At 59.3% G+C, this 22,949-nt stretch carries 20 protein-coding genes and 3 pseudogenes; 14 read left to right on the top strand and 9 right to left on the bottom strand.

Annotated features, from left to right (window positions below; genetic code table 11):
- Nucleotides 1-310 (top strand): annotated as a pseudogene (locus DP107_RS20965) (hypothetical protein); the annotation flags it as partial.
- Complete coding sequence (locus tag DP107_RS18765) at nt 307-642, top strand: protein kinase domain-containing protein (RefSeq protein ID WP_144263621.1); 336 nt, start codon at nt 307-309, stop codon at nt 640-642. The pseudogene DP107_RS20965 and the gene DP107_RS18765, both read left to right, overlap by 4 nt.
- Before the next feature lie 243 nt (nt 643-885).
- Here DP107_RS18765 and DP107_RS18760 read toward each other — a convergent pair whose 3' ends face one another.
- Both DP107_RS18760 and DP107_RS18755 read right to left on the bottom strand, forming a co-directional pair.
- Nucleotides 886-2,871, bottom strand: coding sequence for a hypothetical protein (locus DP107_RS18760; protein ID WP_144263620.1), 1,986 nt, complete (start codon nt 2,869-2,871; stop codon nt 886-888).
- A gap of 82 nt (nt 2,872-2,953) precedes the next feature.
- Complete coding sequence (locus DP107_RS18755) at nt 2,954-3,472, bottom strand: hypothetical protein (protein ID WP_144263619.1); 519 nt, start codon at nt 3,470-3,472, stop codon at nt 2,954-2,956.
- A gap of 337 nt (nt 3,473-3,809) precedes the next feature.
- Here DP107_RS18755 and DP107_RS18750 point away from each other — a divergent pair, with 337 nt between their 5' ends.
- The 5 genes from DP107_RS18750 (at nt 3,810) to DP107_RS18730 (ending at nt 7,564) form a co-directional block, all read left to right on the top strand.
- A complete protein-coding gene (locus DP107_RS18750) occupies nt 3,810-4,070 on the top strand; it encodes a hypothetical protein (protein WP_238330956.1) in 261 nt (86 codons plus the stop codon).
- 49 nt (nt 4,071-4,119) lie between these two features.
- Complete coding sequence (locus DP107_RS18745; protein ID WP_144263617.1) at nt 4,120-4,818, top strand: hypothetical protein; 699 nt, start codon at nt 4,120-4,122, stop codon at nt 4,816-4,818.
- Nucleotides 4,819-4,824: 6 nt separating this feature from the next.
- The gene (locus tag DP107_RS18740; protein ID WP_144263616.1) at nt 4,825-5,991 is read left to right on the top strand and encodes an ATP-binding protein; all 1,167 of its coding nucleotides are present in this window, start codon (nt 4,825-4,827) and stop codon (nt 5,989-5,991) included.
- Between the two features lie 91 nt (nt 5,992-6,082).
- Nucleotides 6,083-6,832 (top strand): hypothetical protein, encoded by a 750-nt coding sequence (locus tag DP107_RS18735; protein ID WP_144263615.1) that lies wholly within the window; start codon nt 6,083-6,085, stop codon nt 6,830-6,832.
- A 6-nt stretch (nt 6,833-6,838) separates the two neighbouring features.
- Nucleotides 6,839-7,564, top strand: a complete 726-nt coding sequence (locus DP107_RS18730; protein WP_144263614.1) for a Stp1/IreP family PP2C-type Ser/Thr phosphatase — start codon at nt 6,839-6,841, stop codon at nt 7,562-7,564.
- Nucleotides 7,565-7,856: 292 nt separating this feature from the next.
- On the opposite strand, the gene DP107_RS21600 is transcribed toward DP107_RS18730, so the two are convergent.
- Nucleotides 7,857-8,336: an outer membrane protein assembly factor BamB family protein gene (locus tag DP107_RS21600; protein WP_144263613.1), complete on the bottom strand. Its 480-nt coding sequence runs from the start codon at nt 8,334-8,336 to the stop codon at nt 7,857-7,859.
- Here DP107_RS21600 and DP107_RS21595 point away from each other — a divergent pair.
- Nucleotides 8,240-8,728: a protein kinase gene (locus DP107_RS21595; protein WP_144263612.1), complete on the top strand. Its 489-nt coding sequence runs from the start codon at nt 8,240-8,242 to the stop codon at nt 8,726-8,728. The two genes, DP107_RS21600 and DP107_RS21595, sit on opposite strands and share 97 nt — an antisense overlap.
- Nucleotides 8,729-8,845: 117 nt before the next feature.
- On the opposite strand, the gene DP107_RS18715 is transcribed toward DP107_RS21595, so the two are convergent.
- From DP107_RS18715 to DP107_RS18705, 3 genes and pseudogenes are all read right to left on the bottom strand, one after another.
- Nucleotides 8,846-12,814, bottom strand: coding sequence for a UvrD-helicase domain-containing protein (locus DP107_RS18715; protein WP_144263611.1), 3,969 nt, complete (start codon nt 12,812-12,814; stop codon nt 8,846-8,848).
- 543 nt (nt 12,815-13,357) lie between these two features.
- Complete coding sequence (locus DP107_RS18710) at nt 13,358-14,239, bottom strand: hypothetical protein (RefSeq protein WP_144263610.1); 882 nt, start codon at nt 14,237-14,239, stop codon at nt 13,358-13,360.
- Between the two features lie 3 nt (nt 14,240-14,242).
- A pseudogene (locus tag DP107_RS18705) lies at nt 14,243-15,318 on the bottom strand (UvrD-helicase domain-containing protein).
- A gap of 1,351 nt (nt 15,319-16,669) precedes the next feature.
- On the opposite strand from DP107_RS18705, the gene DP107_RS18695 reads away from it, so the two are divergent.
- The 6 genes from DP107_RS18695 to DP107_RS20375 all read left to right on the top strand — a co-directional run bounded on the left by DP107_RS18695 (nt 16,670) and on the right by DP107_RS20375 (nt 21,296).
- Entirely contained in the window at nt 16,670-17,545 is an 876-nt protein-coding gene (locus DP107_RS18695; RefSeq protein WP_144263608.1) for a ParA family protein, read from the top strand.
- On the top strand, nt 17,542-17,976 hold the full coding sequence (locus DP107_RS18690) for a hypothetical protein (RefSeq protein ID WP_144263607.1): 435 nt from the start codon (nt 17,542-17,544) through the stop codon (nt 17,974-17,976). Before DP107_RS18695 ends, DP107_RS18690 begins: the two co-directional genes overlap by 4 nt.
- A 283-nt stretch (nt 17,977-18,259) precedes the next feature.
- Nucleotides 18,260-18,664 carry a winged helix-turn-helix domain-containing protein gene (locus DP107_RS20590; protein ID WP_202877460.1) on the top strand — a complete coding sequence of 135 codons (405 nt, stop codon included), beginning with the start codon at nt 18,260-18,262 and terminating at the stop codon, nt 18,662-18,664.
- 6 nt (nt 18,665-18,670) lie between these two features.
- Nucleotides 18,671-19,027 (top strand): hypothetical protein, encoded by a 357-nt coding sequence (locus tag DP107_RS18680; RefSeq protein WP_202877459.1) that lies wholly within the window; start codon nt 18,671-18,673, stop codon nt 19,025-19,027.
- Nucleotides 19,024-20,274 carry a phage integrase SAM-like domain-containing protein gene (locus DP107_RS18675; protein ID WP_144263606.1) on the top strand — a complete coding sequence of 417 codons (1,251 nt, stop codon included), beginning with the start codon at nt 19,024-19,026 and terminating at the stop codon, nt 20,272-20,274. The genes DP107_RS18680 and DP107_RS18675 overlap by 4 nt, the downstream gene beginning before the upstream one ends.
- Nucleotides 20,275-20,345: 71 nt before the next feature.
- Nucleotides 20,346-21,296 (top strand): exodeoxyribonuclease VII large subunit, encoded by a 951-nt coding sequence (locus DP107_RS20375; RefSeq protein ID WP_185977404.1) that lies wholly within the window; start codon nt 20,346-20,348, stop codon nt 21,294-21,296.
- Between the two features lie 226 nt (nt 21,297-21,522).
- Here DP107_RS20375 and DP107_RS18665 read toward each other — a convergent pair whose 3' ends face one another.
- The 3 genes and pseudogenes from DP107_RS18665 to DP107_RS18655 form a co-directional block, all read right to left on the bottom strand.
- Complete coding sequence (locus DP107_RS18665) at nt 21,523-21,909, bottom strand: DUF5615 family PIN-like protein (RefSeq protein ID WP_144263605.1); 387 nt, start codon at nt 21,907-21,909, stop codon at nt 21,523-21,525.
- A gap of 14 nt (nt 21,910-21,923) precedes the next feature.
- Nucleotides 21,924-22,322, bottom strand: coding sequence for a DUF433 domain-containing protein (locus DP107_RS18660; RefSeq protein ID WP_144263604.1), 399 nt, complete (start codon nt 22,320-22,322; stop codon nt 21,924-21,926).
- A gap of 154 nt (nt 22,323-22,476) precedes the next feature.
- Nucleotides 22,477-22,949, bottom strand: a pseudogene (locus DP107_RS18655) (AAA family ATPase); the annotation flags it as partial.

Here is a 22,949-nt window from a genome sequence, read left to right as displayed (position 1 = left end):
GGACGCCCGGCCTGTGGTCGGGAACCCCACGGCTTTAGCCGTGGGAGGATGTCAGGAAAGCGACGTTGCCCACCCCAGATGGGGACGTACTGCAATCAAGAAACCACGCCTCTCTGAAACGATCTATACAGACCAACTCAAGCAGAAGCCTAATAAAACCGAAACGTGGACCAATCTTGACGGTGATGACCACATCGTCGGTGTCGTTGACTACGGGAATCAACCGAGTCCCTATGTCGCTATGGAGTATATCAACGGTGGTCAGTTAGGCTCCCGCAGTGGGGAAATGGAGCTCCGGCAGGCCTTTTGACAGCGATTACTGTCACGCGGGGCGTTCGACACGCACACACGCACCGCGTGGCCCATCTTGATTTGAATCCCGAGAATATCTTGTTGCGCCCCGTTGAAAACGCGTGGGATGTCCCGAAAGTCGCGAACGGGGACCTTTCGAAACACCCTCCCAAGCCCTCGAAGAGCCTCGAAGGAATGTCACCCCACTACGCTGCACCGCAACAGTTCAATAATGAGTTTGAGCAGACTGACAACCTCACCGATGTCTACCAGCTCAGTGCGGTGTTCTACGAACTGCTCACGGACGCCTCTGTTTTGAGGAACACCCAGCGAAGGTTATGCGAGCGGTAATGAGACAAAAGATTCAGCCTCCCGACTGAGGTAACAGACGTTCCGAGAGCGCTTGATACCATTCTCCTCGCGGCGCTGGCTACAGAGAGAGACGATCGTTACGGGGTCATCATGCACTTCCAGGACGACCTCCAGCAACTATTTGATAGTATCCGGGACATGTAAAATTTTGATTATATCGGCTTCATCCTACGACTGAAGCCACAGTTCGGTATTATAATTTGTTGCCATCTGAGTTACATTTCAGTCAAAATGGAAGCCAAGTCCGTATTCCTCAACATATAACTGCGTCCCGACACCTGCGGATTCTAACTCATCGAACGATCGCTTGACGATGTGAGAGTCAAACTCGTCAGTGAGATCAGTGATGAGGACGCTGGTCGTGGCAGGGTCGTCTGCAAGTTCGCGGATATGTGTAGTGCAGTCCTCAACACGCTCTGTATCGATGGAAACCTCGAACAGACGCTCGTTGTTAGCTGCCAGGTCGTCGGTCTCGTTATAATATACTCCCCCAGAGCCCAGATCCACAAGAACGAGACTCAGATAGCGACTGAACTGACTACTATTGGCGAGCTCCGACAGTGCACGATCAGTAAATCCGGTGGGAGAAGCAACTGCCACCAAGTGGGGCTGCCCGGCAGCCTCGGCCTCACGCACAGTATCGTTGATTAGGCCCAGCAGGTCATCCAGGTCAACCGGGCGGGTATCGAAGTCGTTCTCGGTGTACGCCTCAATGTGACTGTAGACGATTGCCTCAACCACAAGCCGGGTTTCACGGGTCAATCCCATATGCCGGGTGTCCGTGAGCCAGTAGCGAGCCCGCCGGTTGGCGGGGTAGGCATCCGCCCGGGACGCGTCATCGCGGGCAGCCAGTAGTTCCGCCAGTTGCGTCTCGGCACTCCGGCGCTCGCCGCGGCCGTCCCAGTAGCCGTCCGGCACTTCGAACTCGCCGTCGGGCGTGTACAGTCGCTCGGTCTCATGCATCGTGGTATCGAACCGGCCGAGGTAATCAAGTTCCAGCAGCCGGGCGATGGTGCTCGTGACAAGATTCTCGGCCTCGATTCCTTCTCCTGCGCCGGGCGTCTCGACCGATTCCTCGATGGACTCGACCCGCTGTTCAAGATCCTCGCGGCGCTCTTCCAGAGAGTCCGCGGCGGCTTCCATCCCCTCGCGCTCGCGCTGGAGTCGATCAATCTCCCCGCGGAGCTCGTCGCGCTGATCCCGGAGCGCCGACAGCTCCTCCTCGATCAGCTCGGTAGCCTGCTCGCGGGCGGCCTCGCGATCGGCTTCGGCGGCCTTCTCACGAACCTCTTTGAGTTCCGTGATGCGTTGTTCGAGTTTACGCTCCAGTTCGCCCGTGCGGTCAATCCGGTCGGTCAGCTCCTCAAGAGCCTCGGCCTGGGCGTCACTCAGGCCACCAGTCTCCTCGGCGAGGCGGTCGAGCCGGTCGTCCAGCTCGTCGGCCGAGACGGACTGGCTGGTGAGTTCGCGCTCCACCGAGCGGACTTCCTGTTCGATGCGCTTGCGCTGCTCGCGCACCCGGTCGTCCAGTGACTGCTCCAGTTCTGCGAGCTCCTCGCGAAGCGTCTCCCGAATCCCCTCGCGCTCGTCGCGGGAGTCGTTGACCGCCTCCACGGCGTTCTCGATGGCCTCGACCATCTCCTCGATGCCGTGGGTTTCCACGTAGACAAAGAAGCCGTGACGGACTTTCTCCCGACGGTCGTCGTACCGGTCGGCCAGCCGCTCCATCACGTCCTGCTGGACCTCTGGGTTGTCCAGCAGTTCGTCCATGTTAGCGAGTTGTGTGGAGGTGTACTCCGTGGCGAGTTCGTACACCTCGCCCTCCATACGCCGAATCTTCTCGCCAATTTGCTCTTCACCCAGCGCGTCGAACATCTTGTAGCGGTCGTAGTCAACGACTGCCTGCAGCTCGGCCGGAATGAACTGCTCGTCCAGCGGTCTGGGTACTTCCCCCTGTTTGTAGAAGGAGGCGGCGAGCAACAGCTGAGCGAGGGTGAACCGCCCCTCGATACGGTCGATTTCTGCGCTGGCGAGTTCGTCGCCATACTCGCGCTTGAATTCCCAGCTGAACTCCTGTTGGTCGGTCTCGATTTCGTTGTACAGCTCGATCCGCCGGCGCTCGGGCATTCGCTGGAGGCTGGCAAGATCCTCGTTGAGGACGTTGTCAGCAGTGAACAACAGGTCGTCCAGTTCGTCGCTCCAACTCATCGCTCACCCCCAGTGCACTGGATTCCCGCTTTGCTTGTTCGCAGCTGCGTCCATCGTCGGTCTGATTGGTGGATTGTACGAATCATCGTTGGCTGTCAGCATAGTTCGTCAGTTCCTCGCGAAAGAAGTCGGCCAGGAACGTCGGGGCCGGCGGATAGCCGGTGATCTGCAGTCGGGCCGTGGTCGGCGGCCCTCCGGAGAGTTCGTAACTGACCTCCGCGCGGCCCTTTTTTGTATATACCTCGTACTCGTTTCGGGAGGGCACAGTGAGCACCGCCTTCTTTTTTGAGAGGACATACTCCACAAAAGATTCGACGGCATCAGGTGCGGCTGCGACCTCCTCATCGACGACGATGGACTCTGGCTCTACATCGGCGTCGACCGGGTCGAGACGGTATGCGGAAACCGCATCGGAAGGAACCTTCGAGACGAGGTCGGCGTACAGGTCTTCGTGATCAACCCCCTCAACGAGTCGCACCAGACCATCCGGCTTGCGCGCGGTCCCATCGACGTGTGTGTCGAACAGGTACTCCACGCGCTTGCGCTCTTTGTCCTCCTCATAGGACACCACGAACAGGTACGTGTCGCTGTCGTCGTTCATACTATCCCCCGCCACGCCTGATTCGGGCCGTGGCGCTGCCCCGCCGTGGCTGGTTCTTCCATTCTACACCGGCCGGTATGCATCCACTCACTAAACGCTTTCTCCACTACGGAGATTCTAACAAAACGGCAGAACGACCGCCAACTGTATCGAATAGAGGTCGGCTAAAACACCGATTAAGTGGATTTACGCCCCCTTGAATAGCGTTCGGTGCGCCCCTGTAATCACACTCCATATTGGAGACTCAATTAGATAAGCCAATTCGTAGAAAAGTTTAACTCCCCAGAGGTTCCGTTCCCTGCTGGAGCAATCACAGATGGCCATGGGAGTTACCTGGATGGCGGGGGTGTTCGTGCTGAACCTGCTGCTCGGCGCGCTCCTCGTCGTCGGGGTATTCGGGTTGATGGAGCGCCGATTCGGCGCCGGCGCGATTGGCGGTGTGCTGGTCGGGGCGGGGGTAGTGTACGCCGAAGCGACGCTGGGGGAGCAGATGCTTAGCCCTACCGTGGGAGAGATGAAACTGCTTGTCCTGGCGGCCGCCTTTGGTGCCGTCCTCGGCGTTGTTGGTACCGTCCTGACCGTCGAGCCCGAACTGTAGTATTGTGCACGATAATAATCACGATTGACGAGACATACGAGACCATACCATGCAGATTCGCAAACAAGTCAAGGAGATGTTCGGTACGGCAGAGAAGGGGACGCTGCTCGACAAGAGCGTCTACGGCGGGGAGGACCTCAAGCGGGACAAAATCAAGCTGGAGCGCCAGCGCAAGCAGCTTCAGAAAGAGATGAATCAGTACGGCAAGGAGTACAAGAAGCTCCTCCGTGAGGGAGCGCAGGTCAGTGACCACAAGCGTGCCCAGATTGCCCAGCAAGCCAAAATCGCTAAAAAGAAATACAAAATCAAACAGCAGGAGTTCAAGAAGAACAGCGTTGTGATGGCGACGATCGTCACCATCGAGGGGGCGCGTGAACTCCAGAATATGTCGAACGACGAAACTACAGAAATCGAGCAGCTCATCCATGACAGCAGCGTCAACGCTGAGCAGGTTCAAGAGGACATGATGGAGAACATGGTCCAGTTCGACCTGGACATGCAGATGATGCAGGAGGTTCAGGAGAGTCTGGATATCGACATCATGGGGACAGACATGGACATAGGCGGGACAGAAGAGGAAGAGATGATGCGGAAGATGGCCGAGGGCGAGCTCTCCGAGGAAGAGGTTGACATCGAGGCCGAGGTCGAAGAGGAGGTGTCGACTGAAGTGTCGATGAGTGCCGGCGGTGGCCTCGGTGACATCGAGGATGAGAGCATCGACCTCGACGACGAGGATATCGGAATCTGACCGTCCATGCTCGAGGACGGCACATTCAAAGAGATCCTGGAGGACCGGTACCACCAGTACCGGTCGAAGGCGGATACCCTCCGCGACCAGGGTGAGTACGAGGCTGCCGCGAAGTACTACCGCAAGTGCGCCGGCGTTATGCGTGACATTGCAGAGAAGGAGTCGTCCGACCGAATGGCAAAAAAACGGCTCGAACTTGTCGAGAACCTTTCTAGCGCTGCGGAGAAGCTAGAGAATGCCGGTGAGCGCGATCAGGAGCCGGCCCGCGCGGGCGATAGCAACCCCAGTGGAGCCCCCAGCGCCGGAGGGGGTGGTAGTGGCGGTGGTAGCAGTGCTGGCCCTGACAGCACAGACGAGAACGAAACGGTCGATGCGGAGGCGTACCTCTCGGAAGTCCCGGAGACCGATTTTGGCGACGTGGGGGGGATGAGCGACCTCAAGCAAACGCTTCGGGATAAGGTAATTGACCCGCTAGAGCGGTCAGAACTGTATGAGAAGTACAACGTGAGCGTCGTCAACGGCATCCTGCTGTACGGGCCGCCAGGGACCGGGAAGACGTACATAACGGAAGCACTGGCCGGCGAGCTGGGGTATAATTTCATTAATGCCACTCCTGATGAGATTACTTCATCACTGGTTGGTGAAGCCTCGAAGAACGTCGCGGAACTGTTTGAAGTGGCCCGTGCGAACCAACCCTGCATGGTGTTCATCGACGAGATCGATGCTCTAGCCGGGAAACGCTCTGGCGGCGCCCAGAAGACCCAGAGCGAGCGACAGATGGTCAACCAGTTCCTGCAGGAGTTGACAGACATCCAGGGGGAAGACGTCATCGTGGTCGCGGCGACTAATCTGCTTGAGGAGGTTGACGACGCCATCCGCCGCTCGGGCCGGTTCGATGAGCGAATCGAGGTGCCGCCACCGGACGAAACCGCACGAAAAGCCATCCTGCGGGTCCATCTCCGTGAGAAGCCCGTCCTGACCGAAGCCATCAACTGGAATGAGGTGGCCGAGAAGACGGAGGGATTCGTCGCAAGCGATATGGAATTGTTAGCGACGGAAGCGGCCTACGAAGCCATTGATGAGGTCGACAGTGTCGACGATATCCAGCCAATCGCGCAGGGACATATCGACTCTGCAATCGATGAAATAGAGCCGAGCGGGCCCGCCGCGTGATTGGAACGGTTCGCGTCCTCATCACAGCGACGCATCCGCGTCGATGGGGCGATAGCACAGAACCGCGATACGACATCAACCACGACAACCGATGCGAGCATACCTGACACCGCTGGGGCAGGTCGACGACCAGTCCCGACAAATCGACTTAGAGGAGGGTGCACAGGTGGGTATCTACCGGGACGGCCAGCAAGTTCTGGTGGAGACACCCGGGGGAACGAAGGATCTCGGCGTCCGCGACGTAACTGTCTCCAGAAAAAAGAGTGGAGAACCCTCAGTGTCGTTTCGGGCCGCCACCGGCGAGGTAGAAATCATGAACCATCCCGAGAGCAAGAATTCGCTGACGCTCAGACAACAGATCGGAGGCGAACGGTCCATATCCCCCGGTGAAACCGAGCAGGTGACCGAAAGTTGCGTCGTCGAAGTTGGATTCAACGCCGAGGTGCGGTTGACAATCAAGAGGCAGGCCGGGCACAAGACGCTTAGAGCTGACGAGGCCGAGCAACTCCTAGATGAAGCGGCCGCTCGCTCCAGCAGTAGCGGACCGACGCTTGCCTCGCACGCCCGTGTTCTCGCTGAGAATCTCCGGGCCAAGCGACACCACTCACCGAACGACTGTCTTCAAGTTGCTAACGAAGTCCGGGACTTCGTCGAAGACAACCCTGTGGAGACAAGCGCCTATGAGGACGCCCGCAAATCAGTCGAAGGGGTGGTGGAGAAGCTGGAGGCGAAACTGAGCAGCCGTGCGGCTCTGGGAGGCGACGAGCTGGCAGAGGAGGATCGAGAACGGATTGAGCGGGTCGCCAGCCGGGTCGAAGGGCTCTACTCACGCGCAGGGTGACCAGATATGACCCCACTCACGACCTGTGCACGGACGGATGTCGGCCAGCAACGCGAGACGAACGAAGACGCGGCCTTGATTCGGAACCTCGGGGAAGCGCACCTCCTGGCGGTTGCTGACGGCATGGGGGGACACGCTGCGGGAGACGTGGCCAGTGAACTCGCCATCGAAACCTTCGCGGACACAGTTGAGGCCGCGCTGGAGCGCGACCGGACCGCGGGCGAGTCAGTCCTCCGGGAGGCCGTGGCCGAGGCCAATGAGGCCGTTCTTGATCGGGCCGCTGCGGACGGGCTCGAAGGGATGGGCACGACGTTGGTCGCAGCGCTGGTACAGGGTGGTCGCGCTCTGTTCGTCAACGTCGGGGACAGCCGGGGCTACCACATCGATGAGCGCGGCCGACTGGAGCAGGTGACAACCGACCAGTCGCTGGTACAGGAACTGGTCGAGCAGGGAGAGCTGACCGAGGCGGAAGCCCGTGATCACCCACAACGGAACGTCGTCTCGCAGGCACTCGGCACGGACGAGACCATCGAGCCGGATCTCGACTCGATTGCTTTCGGTGGAACAGTGCTGTGCTGTTCTGACGGGCTGCCCGAGGAGGTCAAAGATGAGGCCCTCGCGTCGGTCGTCGATGACGCAATGTCGGTTGAGGCGGCCGCGGAGACGCTCATCAACCGGGCCAACGCGGCCGGCGGGAGCGACAACATTGCTGTGGCCTTAGGCGCGCGTTAGTCGTGATTCCGGCGAATTCGGTGCTCTCGTACGCCTTTGCCGCGTTCACTAGCATCCTGCTCGGCTCGCTCCTCTCAAACTGTCTTGCCACTCACCAGTCCCTGCCCACCGACCAGATTGTAACTGTCGGCTGACCCATCATCAGCCTGATTGGCCTCTTTCCCCGGATTATTACTGGTCTGGTCGTTACTCACCGTGTTGGCTGTTAATTCGGCGGTAGATACCGACACAGATTCCACCGAGAAGTCCGCCGACGGCACCGCCGCGGGCCACTCTCGTCGCGGTCGGCCCGTTACCACCGAACGCGTTCCGTCCTGCCCTGCCGGCGGTGGGTGTTGACGACCCGCGGGCAGACGTTCCCGCAGTCCCCGTGTTCGGCGTCGGGGTCACCACCGTTCCGGTGTCGTGTGAGTCGGCGTCGCCACAGGCGTCCCGGAGAGTGCCGCGAGGGAGCCGTTTTCGGCGTATTCCACGCCAAAGCTAATTTTGCCTCTCCCGGGATGGCGACTCCAGGTTGCTGGACCTCCGCCGTCCACCACTGCTCCCCAGTTGTTGAGTCCAGTACTGTAATTGTCTCGCCGACAATATAAACCGTGTCGCCGGCTACGACCGGCGGCGTCCTAATTGCGCTTTCGATGTTGACACGCCACTGCTGTCGTCCCTCCTCGGTACCGAATGCGAGCAGTCGAGATCCGCTCGGCAGATATAACTGCGGTCCAGAGTTGGACTCAGTTTGGTGTGCGCAATTTGCATTCCGGGGCGCACACGGCAATTGTCATAGAGAAACTATTGACCGCGACTCAGATTGCCAGGGTATGTGGAATGCCTGGACCTGACGACCATCCTCGGATTCCTTCGGTGATTCCTCCGCACCCACTATCCGAATTCAAATATGAATGTCTCGATACGGGTAATCAAATCGGGACCGGTGGAGACGCCAACGTATACTATGCGACTGTCAATCGTAACGGCGAGTCATACCCAGTCGCCGTCAAACAACCACGGTACGAGGGAACCCTTCATCAGGAGGTACTCGATCGGGTTCAGAACGAAGCCGAAACGTGGACCAGCCTTGACCACCACAGCAATATTGTTACCGTCTATTCATGGAACACGGCTCCAGTACCCTGGTTGGCGCTCGAGTACATGGCCGTCGTCAATTGAATGGCCGCAGGATGCTCATAGATTAATGAGGATTGGGATTCGTCTCGGTCGAACTGGGGGGTGAAGATAGTACTGCGCTTCTTCACCATCCCAGAGAGGCGAGATCGGTCGAAAAACTCATTGCAGTGATTCGAGTGCTCGCCGGAAGTCAAGTACGTCCTCGTATCGGTCTGCAGGATCAACTGCAAGCGCGCCATCTATCACGGTATCCACAGCATCGGGGACCGAGGGTCTGACCTCGCCCGGCGGAGGCAACGGTACAGAGCAGACCTTTGTCTGATCGCCGTCGTACGGATGCTCTCCCGTGAACAGTTCGTAACAGAGGAGACCGAGCTGGTAGATGTCCGTCTGATGGTCCGGCTCCCCGTACTCTTCGAATAACTGCTCGGGGGCCGCGGAGGCTGGTGTCATGCCATCGTTCGGGGTCCCGGAGCGCAGTGCTCGCTCGGCGAGTCCCCAGTCGGCGATCTTCGGGACATCCCAATAGCCACCCTCAGTACTCCGAAAGAGGACGTTCTGCGGCTTGAGATCGTAGTGGCGAACGCCCCGATTGTGCGCGTAGCGAATCGCTTTAGTAATAGATAACATGGTCCAAACAGCCTGATCGAATGGAAGTGAGCCGAGTCGAGACTGGAGGTCTCCCCCGTCCATATACTCCATCGCGATCCAAGGAAGCGGCTGGCTGCCAGAGCCGACGATGTCGACGACATAGTCGTGGTCCGCGAGGGCGGCCCACGTGTCAGCTTCGTCCAGAAATCGTTCGACGGTCTCCGCACGGACCGTGTCGCGCTGATCGGGCTCCTTGATCGCGAGATACTGCTCTCCGCTTTCGGTATTCAAGCGAGCGGCATAGACGACGGCCTCTCCCCCTCGGCCGATCGGGTCGGATCCCTTCTCCAAGCCGTCGTACGACACGTCGACAGCCGGTGCACCGGGAATCGCCGGCGGGGTGCCACCAGTGTCGACACGACTGGGGTGTGCCTCGTCGGTACCGGTGGAGTCGTCTGACAGTGCGTTCGCCTCTCGAGTGTCAGTGTCGGCCTCGCCGATGATAGTTCGTGGCGGCTGCTCGTTGAACAACGCGACTACGTGGCTTGAGTCGTCGATAACGAGCTGTTGCTCGCCGTTGTACTCGTTGACTCGCAATCCTTCGAACTTATACCACATGTCCGCCACGACCTCGGGTGGGTCATCGCTTTTCCAGGAGACGAACTTCGACGTGCCGGTTCTATCCTCTAAAACGCCGGCTTGCTGCTGTGTCTCGTGTGTGTTCTCCCACAGTCGCTCGACTTGAGCCGTCACGGACACACGGTCGCCCTCCTCTCCGGAGGCGATTAGTGAAGTTCTCTCCTCGAAGAACGACTCAATCTCGGTGACGAAGGGCGACTGCTTGCCGGCACGCGTCATCACGTGGAGGTTGTCAGTCGCACGGGTCAGCGCAACGTAGAACAAACGGCGCTCTTCGGCGGTCGTATTGGTCGGGACATCCTGGACCGGTGCGATGAGGTCGTCGTCCCGGTCGTCGGGCGGGAATCCCATCGGCCCCGTCGCCGCGTGTAAGAGCACGACGTGTTTCGCTTCGCGCCCTTTCGCCTGATGTACGGAGAACGCCGAAATGCCAGCCTCCGGGTCGAAGTCATCCTCGTGTTCGTCCGGCATGTCTGGCGGGCGGAAGATATCGTCCTTACCGTCGTACGGGAGATCGCGGTGCTTGAGTTCGGCTTTAAGTTCATCAAGATACGCTGCGCCACCGTCGTACCGGCAGAGCACCATGACCTCGCTTGGGTCGCTTCCCTCGTCAACAAACCCCTCGACAAGGTCGGCCGCATAGGTACCGACACGACGCTCGTACTCCCGGTTCCGGTAGCCGTCGAGCGTGTGCAGCACCGGCGTGGTATCACGGCTATTCTGGGCCTCGACGATCTTCTTTATTTGTGCCTCGTTGTTGGATATCAGATCGTTGCTCGCCTCGATGACTGACTTGGGACAGCGATAGTTAGCAGTCAAGCGCGTCACGACGGGGGCCGGCGGCCCAAAGTGATCTCCGAAGTTGACAAAATACTCGACCTGCGATCCCTGGAACGAGTAGATACTCTGCCAGTCGTCACCTACGCAGAACAGCCGTGTCCCAGCATCCGGACCGACGAACGGACGGACGAGCCGAATCTGGCTCATCGCCACGTCCTGGAATTCGTCGACGAGGATGTGGTCGTATCGATCTTGGAACGAAGCTGGATCGACTTCGATGGCCTCAATCGCATCGTAGATCATGTCGTCGAAGTCCAGCAACTCGTTGCGCTGCAGGTACGCGTCGTACTGTTCTAACATCTCCCGCCCACAGTGGCCGAAGTGGTACTGTCGGGGCTTGCTCCGGTCCAGACGGTCCGGGATTTCGTCGGGGGCGACATCGAACGTCTTGGCGTTCTCGACGAACTGCTTGAACGAGTCCTCGATGTCCCCTCGCTTCTCGTTGTACTCGAAGACGTCATCCACGAATTCATCGAACGACATGCGGCCGAGGTCGACACCAGCCGCTTCGAGTCGGTGCTCCAGTGCGCGTTCGAGCCGTCCGCTCTCGTGCTCGAACTCGTAGGTGCCGATTAACTCCGACTCGCCACGCTGGAACTCCTCGCGAACCCAGCGGAGCTTCTCGAAGTACTCGTCTGACGACTGAGAGAACCAGGGCGCCACCTCACCGTTCTCGTCGAGTCCCCAATGTTCGATGTAGATGTCGTAGTCCGGGAGGTAGAAGTCCGGGCGATAGGGCTGGCCCTCGGCGGTCGCGGCCCACTCGGCAATCGCCTCGTACCGGTAGGTGATATTGTGCGTGAACAGGAAGTCGGCGATAACCTTCTCGGCCTCAGAGGCGACCTCCTCACCACCCAGTGTCTCGTACGTCCGGTCCCTGCGCTCGGCGACATAGTCGGTCTTCTCGTGGAAGTCCGCCTCGTCGAGGAAGTCATCGTCGTAGTGATAGAGGAATCGGACGTAGTGTTCGGCGAACTCGCTATCGCTCCCTTCCTCTTTTTCGAGAACGTTCTTGATGAGATTGTACTTGTCTCGGGACTGGGCGACCGAGCGGGTCCGGTCTCCCGTTTCTTGGGCGATCTGATACGCGAAGGCGTGAATGGTTCGGACCTCAACATTCGTGATGCCGAATTCGGTCTCGAGACGAGTCTCCATCTCGGTTGCCGCCTCTGTGGTGTAGGTCAGAGCGACGATTCGTGACGCGTCGACACCCGTCTGAACCAGATAGGCAACGCGGTAAATCAACGCGAACGTCTTCCCGGTCCCTGCACCAGCGACAACCTGATTGTAATATCCGTTCCGGACGATTGCGCGCTGTTGGGCGGGGTTCAGGCTGTGCCCGGCATCGTCGATATCGGTGAACAATGGCTCGTACTCGGTTCGCTGGCGCCGAACGAATGCCTCGTTGTACTCGTCCAACATGTCGGTGACGGTGTCGACACGGTCTTCGAGTCGCTCGATCCGGTTGCGGTCACCAGAGGCCAACGCGTCGATGTCGACGGTTCCGCGCAGTGAGTTGAGAGCATCACGGGCAGCGGGAATGGACTGCTCAAGCCGCTGTTCGTCGGGAGCAGTGAGGTATGCGTCGTACTCCAGATACGGGGCGGCATCTTCGAATAGGGATTCGAGGTGCGGAGTCACCTTGGCGAGTTCGTCGTCGAATTTACGCTTCGCTCGGACGTACGTCGCCAAGTTTGCTGCCGTTGACGAGAGAGACGACAGCGCCTCGTGCTCGTCCGAGCGGAGGTACTTCGCATCCGCCGACCGGAGCGAGGCAATCTCCTCGCTTCGTTCCTCAAGATCAGTGGCTCCAATCTCGAGTGTTTCCGGCAGGGTCTCGCCGGTTTCCTGTGGCGTCTCTATCGCGTCTTCCACATGATCGACGACGGTCCGTGTTTCCTCACAGATGGCACGGAATCGTGATTTCACCCGCTCCCGTTCCGACGCCACCTCCTCAGTGTCAATTCCTTCGTACCCGAAGAGGAATTGTTTCAGCGAAAACACAAGACTGCTCTGTTGGGCCTCGATCTGGGCCTCAAGTTCGTCGTATGTCCGCATCTATACAAGATATAATTTTTGTAGGTCCGACGAATATAAGTGTTGTTTTGCCCCCGAGCAGGAGCGATTCCACGGCGACCACTACGAGTACCAGATCCCAGTCGGGACATCGGCGTCCGCACGCACTCACGGTGACCGGCTTGAAGACGTATTTGCCGACGCGGTTACGCTGGTCGACGACAAGGAAATCCGCCATCTCAAACAGCAGGTGCTGTGGAATACCTGTCGACTCTGAGGAATCCGTCGGTGATGCCTGTATCGTCGCGAGCAACACGACCCAGATACCCTTCGCCCGTCCTCACCGATGGTCCCGCAAACTGCTGACGACGTTGTCAGCGAGGACTCCTCCATGCCGTCAGCAGACCGACCACGCGAATGTGTTCCTTCGCGGGTACCGGTACCCGGAAAGAAGACCTGCGGAAGGACACCCGCAGCTACCAAAGCCAGACGAATAATGCTGCTGCCACCGAAATTTAGCGACTTTGATCCTATCGTGAGCGATCACCTCGCGAGGCCGCGGATTGTGCTGACGGCAGTCGGTGCTCACCCACACTCCTCCTTCTCCGGGTACGATACGGTATAAACGCGCGTCGGACGCGCGAACCCGCGACTCTGTACAGTGGTCGGCGGCCACCCCACACCCCCCATTCGGAGTATCTTAGGAGATAGACGCGTGTTGCACGGGCGAGCGCGCGACTCTGTCCGGAGAGCTGGTCGATGAGCGAGAAGCTCGTCGAAGTCGGTCGCGTTGAGGTAGCCACAGAAGAGATAGTAGAAATCACCGAGGAACATCGTCGAAACAGAGTTCGCACGCGAAGAAGCCGTTAGCGTTGAGCGACCGGCAACACTATCGAACGAGTCGAACAGTTGCGTGAGCCGCCCCAGCCGTTTTCCTCGCACCGGGGACTCCTGGCTCTCGATCCACGTCCGGAACGGCTCGAACGAGAGGATCCGATACAGAACGTCGAGCAGTGTCAAGCCTAAAGACTCGCCGTCGTCGATCGTATCGAGTTCCGCCTCGATCGAGGTGACGTACCGCTCCAGAGCGTGCGCGTCGTACTCGTCTACGCATCCCTCAAAGTCGCCGTGCCACTCCTCGACCTGGTTGCGGACGCCACCCATGATGTTCCTGATCTCAAGCCCGTCGAGCACCAGGTCGAGACAGCGGATTACGGCACCGAGAGCGAACCTGATCTCGGGATACTCCAGATACGCCTTGTTCCGCGGATTGTGGATCGGAATCCCCCGTTCACGGAGTGCGTCCACGAACGGCCCCGCCCAGTTACTGTTCTCCTTGGTGCTATTGAACAGGAATGCGACCTGGCTGTAGTCTTCGATGTAGTCGGTGTCGTGGAGTTCCTGAACCAGGTCGGCAGCGATTTCTGCGGGTTCATCGTCGCTATTCCCCTTTAGGATGGCACGCACGCTCTACCGGCCCTCGGTATCCTCTCGGTCGGCGATCATCGGTTCCTTGCCGGGCGCACGAGCCCCCTCCCGTTGCATCAACGGGTAGTCGGTGACGTACCGATTGCACCAGTCGACGATGTCGACCGTCGAGCGGTAATTCGTCCGCAGTTGGACCGTCTCGACGGAGACCCCAAACCGGTCACGCACCCGTTCAGGGAAGCGGATCAGACACTCGATGGTCCCGCCACGGAAGCGGTAGAGCGCCTGGTCGTCGTCGCCGACGACGGCGATGTTCGGCTCCTCGAGTGAGTCGAGCAGGCGGAAGTACAGTTCCTGCTGTAGGGGGTTGGTGTCCTGGTACTCGTCGACGAGGACGTGCTGGAGTGGCGGTCGGTCCCGGTCCGGTTCTCCCTCCACGAACCGCTGGCCGGCGTCGTCGTCGAGGAATTCGATGAACCGCTCCAGCAGCCGTGCGAAGTCACAGCGCTTGTGTTCGCGGAGGGTCTCGCGATACTTCTCGAGGCCCTCGGCACAGACCTGCCACGGCCGCTCGTCGTGGTCGCGCAGTTCGGTCGTCGAAGCTCGGTACTGGGAGACACGGTTGAACAGTTTCGCCGCACCCTCTGTCGCCTGCCACTTGTTTGGTCCGTACTGGCTACTCACTTGCCAGCCGAAGATCTCGTCAAAGAACTGCCAGTCGTCGGAGAGGTCCGACGCCGAGTCCGGAACCCTCTCCCAGTCGTCAGCATCAACTGCGCCGCGGAGATAGTCCACGAACGCGGCGCTGTTGTACATGAAGAGTTGCTGCCCGTCCTCGTCGAGCAGTTCCACGTTCGCGTAGTCCTGGTACCGGTACTCCTGCATGATGTCGTTGCAAAGTGAGTGTAGGTCCCGATCCGGAGTTCGTTCGCGTCGACCGCGTCCCCGAACCCGATCGCGTCGAGGCGATCGACGATACGTTCCTCGAGGCTTTGTGCGGCTTTCTCGGTGAACGTGGTCAGAAGGATGCTCTCCGGTGGAACCTCGTCGACGAGCAGGAGTTTCAGCGCCCTCGAGATGAGGACCTCGGTCCTCCCACTCCCCGGCCCAGCAGCGATATGTAACGGACCATCCGGGTGGAGAATGGCCTGCCGTTGCGGCTGATTAAACCCTCACTCCGGGTCGGCGAACCGGTCCTGATTTGCCGCCTCAAGTCGGGACAGGAAGTCCGACTCACCGATCGGTAACTCAGCCATAGAGTTATAGATTCGTGCAAAGAGGTAAAAATTCTGTTCCAGAGTCACACCTGACGAAGTATATCCAAAGTGCCAAGACAGAGTCGACTGATGACATTGTGAGACTGAAATGGCCTCTCAGTAGCGGAACCGAGACGCCGTGTTCACTCCCTGATATGGTGTGATTTTGCAGGAATCAGCCTAGACGGAACTATCGTGGAGACCAGTAATCATACGTAACATCCAGTTCCGATTTTGGTTCGATCACGGCGTCTCTACGGTCTGATCGGTCCGTATAGAGTACATTCAAAAGGAGTCTTGTTTAGACGCTTCTGAAAAGGTTGGTCGGTAGCAATATCGGCTAAACAGAACCGATCTTTGAGGTCTTCTCCGACAGTAAGGCGACCTTCGGTGCTGCGGATTCCAGGAAGCAGATTGTATTCATACTTACCCCACAAATGGAAATGGTTGTTTGTGGGGTAACTATAATACCGGTTTCACCCGCCAGTACTCTTCTGTCTGCCAGAGGACTCAGTTGGATCGAACCAGTCGCTACAATTGGGTTTGGGATTATCTTCAGGTTAATCGCCCTCTGGCTAGTATTCGGCTTTAGCGACCCAGATTCACTGGTCCTGCCGCGCCTAACGTTCGGCCGACCGAGTTCGACCGCAACCGCAGCAGTCTCAGGTCGGCCTCGGTATTCTACAGACGTAGTACCCTTCCTACGTCGACGCTTGCCCGGCAATCCAGGGGCTGTTGTCACTCACCAGGCGGCGATTCGGGAGCCTCCCCATACAATCTCACCTACAAACATTATTCTGACAGTCGACAGACAGGATTATGAACGCACCCAAAAGGTTTAAAAAGCCTCTCTCGCGACTGCATCTTCACTTACATGGATGACCCTCCCGTGGATGCCGTGATATTGGTCGTGATCTGGATCAGATTCATCCGGGATATCGATTCTCACCCGATCTTCTGATTCGAACCGCTGCATTCAGTTTGAACATACTGGGGCTAGCCAATTACGCCTTCGCTCGGATTCCCTCAAGTCGCAGTAGCGTAAGCGCTGCTTTGAACTCGCAGTTGACTGAACCGGATGGTCATCTGCTTTGGCCAATTGACGTTGTTGGTTGGTTTAATTAGCCAGTTTAACCAGCCAGCTAGCTTGGCTAGCTAAATTGGGTACGCTGTCTGACTGAGTTATTTATGTACCTCCTTCCTTCAATCGAGTATGCTGGCCTACAGCACCTACAGCGAGGCTGGCGGTGTCGGGAAGACGACAACCGCCGCGAACCTCGCTGTGGCCCACTCCAGAGCCGGACTTTCCCCGCTCATAGTACCGCTGGACCCTCAAGACGGCGATCTCTCACGCCTGCTCGGGGTCGATAACCAGCGTGACAGCGACGAGGTCGATACACTCACACACCACCTCGTCGAGCGGCCCAAGGGCCCGTTCGACGATCTGGTCCGGACGGTTGAATACGGTGTGGACATTGTCCCTGAGCACAACAACCTGAGCAAGTTGGATGGCTTCCTGCGGCGTCGAGAGCGGGACGCTGAGGAGTTCGGCGAAGCGTGGAACTCCAATGTACAACTTCAGCGCGTACTCCGGGAAGCCGAAGTTCCCGACCGTTACGATGTCCTCATCTGTGATCCGCCTGCAACCGAGGGTCCGCACCTATATAACGCGATTAATGCGACGCGATCGTTAGTGCTTCCAGTCGAGCCGAGTGCAAAGGGTGCTGCCTCGATTAGAGGGCTCGAAAATCTCGTTGATGGGCTTGAAAACCGATTAGAGATGGAAGTCGGCGTGCTTGCTGCAGTCCCGATTCGTTACAAGGACACGCGAGATCAGCGTGAGATGCTCGAGGAAATCGAGTATCCAGTCCCGGAGATCTTCGGTGAGCGTGCTTCACTGATGGAGGGTTGCTGGAAGCAGCAGTGCTCAGCGTTCACGTACGTCCGTGAGCACCGGAATCAGCTTCGCGATTACGAACAGGAGACGCTGGGCCAGTTTGACCGACTCGCGCGGTATCTCGAAGCTGAAGCCGGGGTTGAGGCGCCACATCCGCCCGAGCCAGGTTCTCTGGAGGTACTCGAAGCATGAAGACCGGTACCGGCAACGACCCGTTCGCCGACGACGAGGAGAGCGACGGCGAGCAGATGAATGAGCGTGACCGAGCACCGGAGGAGGCCTCGGAGGAGGATACCGCCGATACCGTTCTATCGGAAGGGAAATCGGAGAGTGAACTCTCTGCTGAAACTCCGGAAGAGGGAGTGACCGACGATTCCACGGAGAAATACCCGTACGCTATCCGGCGGGACTCTGTCAAGGAGGGGCGTAAGTCGGTAATGTTTGAACTTCGCGACGAGTACCGCGGCGTCGACGAGGATATCCGTGAGGTTCTCGCCGAGCGATGGGAGAAGGCAGAACGCGATATCGCGATTACCGATGTCCGGGAAGCAATGGTTGCCATCAGTGACCGGCATATCGACGAGATTGCGGCCGTGATGGAGGAGTGGGGCTGCGACGCATAGTTGGTATAGCGGTATACGATATATCGATTCAAACATTCTTCAGAATGCCGTCTAGCTGTTCCCTGACAGCCGAATTCGCGGGAATTTTCGCTATAGCAAGTTGGTTGTGATTAGTATAGTAATCACGGCCACTTTGAAGTACCCCGCCGCCGTCGGGGAAGCACGAAACGTGGAACCGCACGAAGAAGACCTCGGACCCGGGGAAAAGCCGGCGAACACCGCCATCCTACAGTCCGTGTCGAGAGCTTTGTCGATAAGACCTAATAGCTTCTAATACAAACCAATGCCAAAGGTGCCCATCTCGAAAGACGAGTTCCGCTCAATCGACGAGGACGGGCCCTCGCTCCCCGACCTTGCGCCGGACACCACACAGGGTGCGGTGTATCGCTTCCTCCTCGAGCACGCAGACCAGGCGTTTCGCCAGCGGGAGATCGTTGAGGCCGTCGACGTGCCCGAGGGGAGCGTCGGCCCCACGCTAAAACGCCTCGAAGAACATGGCCTCGTCGAACACCGCGACCGGTTCTGGACGATCGCCGACGCCGAGCACGCGGTCGCGTCGGCAGGGCTTCACGGCGCTGCCACGGCCGACGACATCGACGGCGGGTTCTCTGACGACGATGTCGAGGCCTGGATGGAGACCGCGGTTGACCCCATCGAGTCGGAGACCGAGTCGGACGAGGGGTCGTGATTCCTGATGGCTGAGCGTGGAACTGCTGTTTGGGCTCCCGATCCGTTCAAAACGGATGGTGGGAATCCTCGGCCGTGGCTGGTCATCTCCGGCGAGCGGATGCCCTATCCCGACGAGGAGTCGATCGCCGTCGCGTTCACAACGCAATCCCACCACGCCGGCAGCTTCGCCGTGCCGAGCGAAGCGTGGGTTCGCGGGGAACCGGGCCAGCAGAGCTACGTCCTCCCCTGGACGCTGGCCACACTGAAAGACGACCTCCACGTCGTCGGCCGGCAGGGCTCAGTCACAGACGAGTTCACCGATCAGGTTACGACGGCCACGATCTCCTACTTGGACCATTCGGGGGCTCCTGATTCCGCATGATCGACGATACCGCCGGACAGGAACCCGCAGCACGGCCGTTGCGGAGTTCCTTCGACCGCTATCTTCAGGACAAGGGCAAGGGTCGCGGCGGCGAGGGCGGGAACTACCGTCGGAACGCTGCCCGCGAACTCGAACGATTTGCGGAGTGGGCCGCCGGCGAGCGCGGCGACGACGATTGGACCGGGATCACTCCCGAGGAGGCTGACCACGATCCGACCTTCGAGGACCTCGACGAGCGAGTCTTCCGCGAGTACGCTCGGCACCTTTCTGGTGACCGGGGACTCAAGCAGAACACGGTCCAGACCTACTACGCCTACATCTCGGCGTGGTGTGGTTGGTGTGTCAACGAGGGGTATCTCGAAGCGCACTACGCCCAGCGAGCGAGCGCGACTGCGCCGCTGCCCGACGACGACGGACGGAAGCCTGGCGACCAGCAGGCCTGGACACCCGAGCAGCGACACGCGCTCACCCGGCACGTCGACGCACAGGCGCGTGAGGCCATCGAGGCGTACACCACCCTTCCCGATAACATGGACCCTCTCGACAAGCAACGAGCCCGGTACGCGGCGCTGAAGGCGGCCCGTGACCGGGCGCTCGTAGTCGTCCTCGCGTACACAGCTGTCCGCGTGGGAGAACTCCTTCGTGATCCCGACGACCCGCGTCGCCGTGGCGTGCGATGGGAGGACATCGACCTCGAAGACGGGAGCATGGACGTCTATCGGAAGAAACAGCAGTGGGACGCTGCGTCCCTCCCCGATCCTGTAATCTCCCCATTGCGGAGCTATCGGAAGTTGATGGACCCACCAACGGACCGGTGGCCCGTGTTCCCGACACTCGATCAGCGGACGCTCGCAGAGCTCGTACAGGAGGAGTTAGCCGACCGGGGGGAGCAATCGGAGGCAATTGACGAGCGACGTGGGGAGTACGCTCGCGACCTCCTGCTGGCCCTCGATGAGGACATCCATCCGCCGTCGATCACGACGGACGGCGCTCGGTTGACTCTCCAGCGACTCACGGAAACCGCGGAGATCGACATCGACCATCCGAAACACGATTATCTCGCCCCTCACGGTGGCCGGCGGGGAATGGGCGAGGTCCTCGTTAGGGCATTCGGATACACCGTGGCTGCCCGTTACCTGGATAATTCGGAGGAGATGGTTCGCGAGCGGTACTCGCACATCGAAGCCGGCGAACTCGGTGATGTCGCAACAGAGGCACTCAACGAGATCGATGGGAATACGAGATAGCGAGGACAGTGAATACCTTTCCCAGCTGGAGTTACCTTTTTCAAGATACTGCCCCGAGACTGCCTAATTGAATGGCCGGCGCATCGGATGCTGACCAGCGGGATACTCAGCCCACGAGCCCTGAGGTTCTTTCAGTTAGCGACCTGAACGAGCAGATTGCCTCTTTCATTGAACAGTCGTCTGAACTCCAAGGTGTCCGTTGTATCGGCGAGATCACGGATCTCCATCAGAACAGTACGGTGCTCTACTTGACCCTCACTGACAGCGACGCCGAGCTCCCCTGTATGATCTGGGCGAACCGCTATCGGAAGATGGATGCTGACCTCGAGGACGGCACCGAGGTCATCCTCGAAGGCGATCTCGTCGGCCTCGGAGATGAACCCGACGCGGTCGTCATCCCGGTCGAGCAAGACTTCGGTGGTGTCGGTCGGGTACACCGCGGCGTCGTACAGAGCGGTAGTCACCGCGCCCCAGAACGAGAGGCGTGCCTGCTGCCCATCTCCGAGGTCGTCGGGAGTCTGCGAGTGTATTTGACGGGTGAGTTCGAGCCGGATCTCGGCCGTGTCGCTGAAGTTCGCGCCGTGGATCGCCTCGTGCTCGATTGCGCCGTCCTCAACAATGTTGATCAGCTCGTGGACGTGCTGATGGTATTCCGGGTCAACTTCGGCATCGAGCAGCGCGGCGATTGGGGCGATCGCGGTCTTGAGGATGTGGAGAAGCTCGTGGAAGGCGAGGCCGAACTGGTGGGCATGGTCGGCGGTGAGCTGATCGTTCAGCGGCACCCGCTCCAGCGGGGCTGGCGCGGTCGTGACGAGTACGAGAAACGCTGCGTCGATACCGTCGAGCAACTGAGCGGCCTGTTGTCGTTCGAGGTCGGTTGCGTCACTGCTGACCAGCGCGTCGACGTCGGCAGGCAGAACCGCCGCCGTCTGTACCGCAGGGGTGAGGACGACTTCGATGTCAACGCCGGCCGGGAGATGGCCTTGCAGGAACGCCCGGAGCCGGTCGCGACGACCGGCTGACGCCCGCACCCGGGCGTGGACGTCGGGAGTGAACGTCTCGACGGAGGCGTTCGAAGTGATGGAGGAATTGGTATCGGACATGATGAGGAATGAGGGGTGTCGGACCTCTCCGCTCCTTTGGGAGAGCTAAATTCCGTGAGTGTAGTTACCCCACTTTCGGAGGTTTAGTTCGGAAACGTGGGGTAACTTTCTAAGAGCAGGCTGGGGTCTGAGTCCCTCGTTTTTATTACTCAATGTAGTCGAGCCAGCGCTTTGTGACCTCAACGTACTCGCCGTCAAGGTCGGCGGCGGACAGCAGTGTCGCGATAACGCGGATAGCCGTGATCTGCTGGCCCGGGGTCATCGACTCGTCCTTGAGCCAGAGCACCCCGGCGGTCCGAGCAGGGTCGATGGCGTTCTGCGGGTCCGAGGAATCAGCTCCGATCCAGTGGTCGTCTTGTGTGAATAGGATGGTATCGTTCGCTTGAAGCCACGGGAGGATGTCAGGCTTGTCCTGCGCACCTTCCCCCAGCTCGGGAACGTCCAGTACGTGCGTGGCGTTGTGCCCGAGGCTCCGGAGCTCATCGTGAAACGGCTCGATATTTTCATCGAGCAGGATGTCGAACGACGCCATCTACTCCAGGCGTCTCAGGCCCCGCTTCCGTCTGGTTCCGGCTCTGGGGTATCGTCCCCGTTGTCGAACGTCACTGAGAGGTCCTCGACGCCGAGGTCGGCAGCATCAAGCGGCTCGTCGGGGGCGACGTCATCAGGCGTGATCGCGTCCTCGTGCTGGCGTCGACGTGATTGTTCGAGCTGGGCAAAGTACTCAGGGTTCAGATGGTAGAATGCGAGCGCTTCGTGAACGGCAGCCTCGGGCAACTCGAATCGGTCGGCGATGGTCGCCGGCGCCAGCTTGCGCTTGTGGACTAGCGCACCGATGTCTCGGACGGTGATCCGACGGCCACGGATATGCGGGGTGGATTCGATTTCTTGAGCAAGGTGTTCGCTCTGGGAGAAGTCGTACTCACGGTTCAGTGTGATACTCATTGGCGTACTCCTGCTCCGCGACACGGAGCGTGGCTCTGACGCCACTGATACACCCCGAGACGATTGCTTACAGTGGCGCTCATACATTTGTGTTCTCGGCGGAGGCGTTTATATATTGTTCTGGGAACGGACCACCGAGCTCGAATGAGCGAACTCAGACATAATCATCAAGTGTCTCATAGGTATCTTCTGGATACTGATTCGGTTCAGCAACTGCCCACACCTCGTTCTTTATTGCGGCCTTCGGCGCGGCGCCGTCTTCGATGTGTTCACAGATGATCACGAGGTTCCGCGTTGACAACGTCGGCCAGTTCTCGTTCTGGCGAGTCTGGTGGGCGAACTGGACGACCTTCCGGAGCGTCCCCCGGTCGACGACGCGGTAGACACTGTTGACCTGGGCGTCCAGCGTGTCGAGCTCGACGTCAATATCCTGGATGTAGGGCTGCTCCAGTGCCCGGAACCGCCCCCGAGTGGCGGAGTTCATCGGCTCGGAGTCGCGGTACTCCCGCGTTGGCGGATTCATCGTGATCACGATCCGCGCCGATGGGTGCGGCTCGACCAGTTCACCGTGGGCCTTCACCAGCAGTTTTCCCTCGTTGAGCAGGCGATGGAGCGCCATCGCAGCAC

It is taken from the genome of Haloglomus irregulare, assembly GCF_007421925.1.
In the GTDB taxonomy this organism is placed as follows: Archaea; Halobacteriota; Halobacteria; order Halobacteriales; family Haloarculaceae; genus Haloglomus; species Haloglomus irregulare.
The sequence above is the reverse complement of the archived record's forward strand: the minus strand, read 5'-3'. Positions and strand labels throughout refer to the sequence as shown.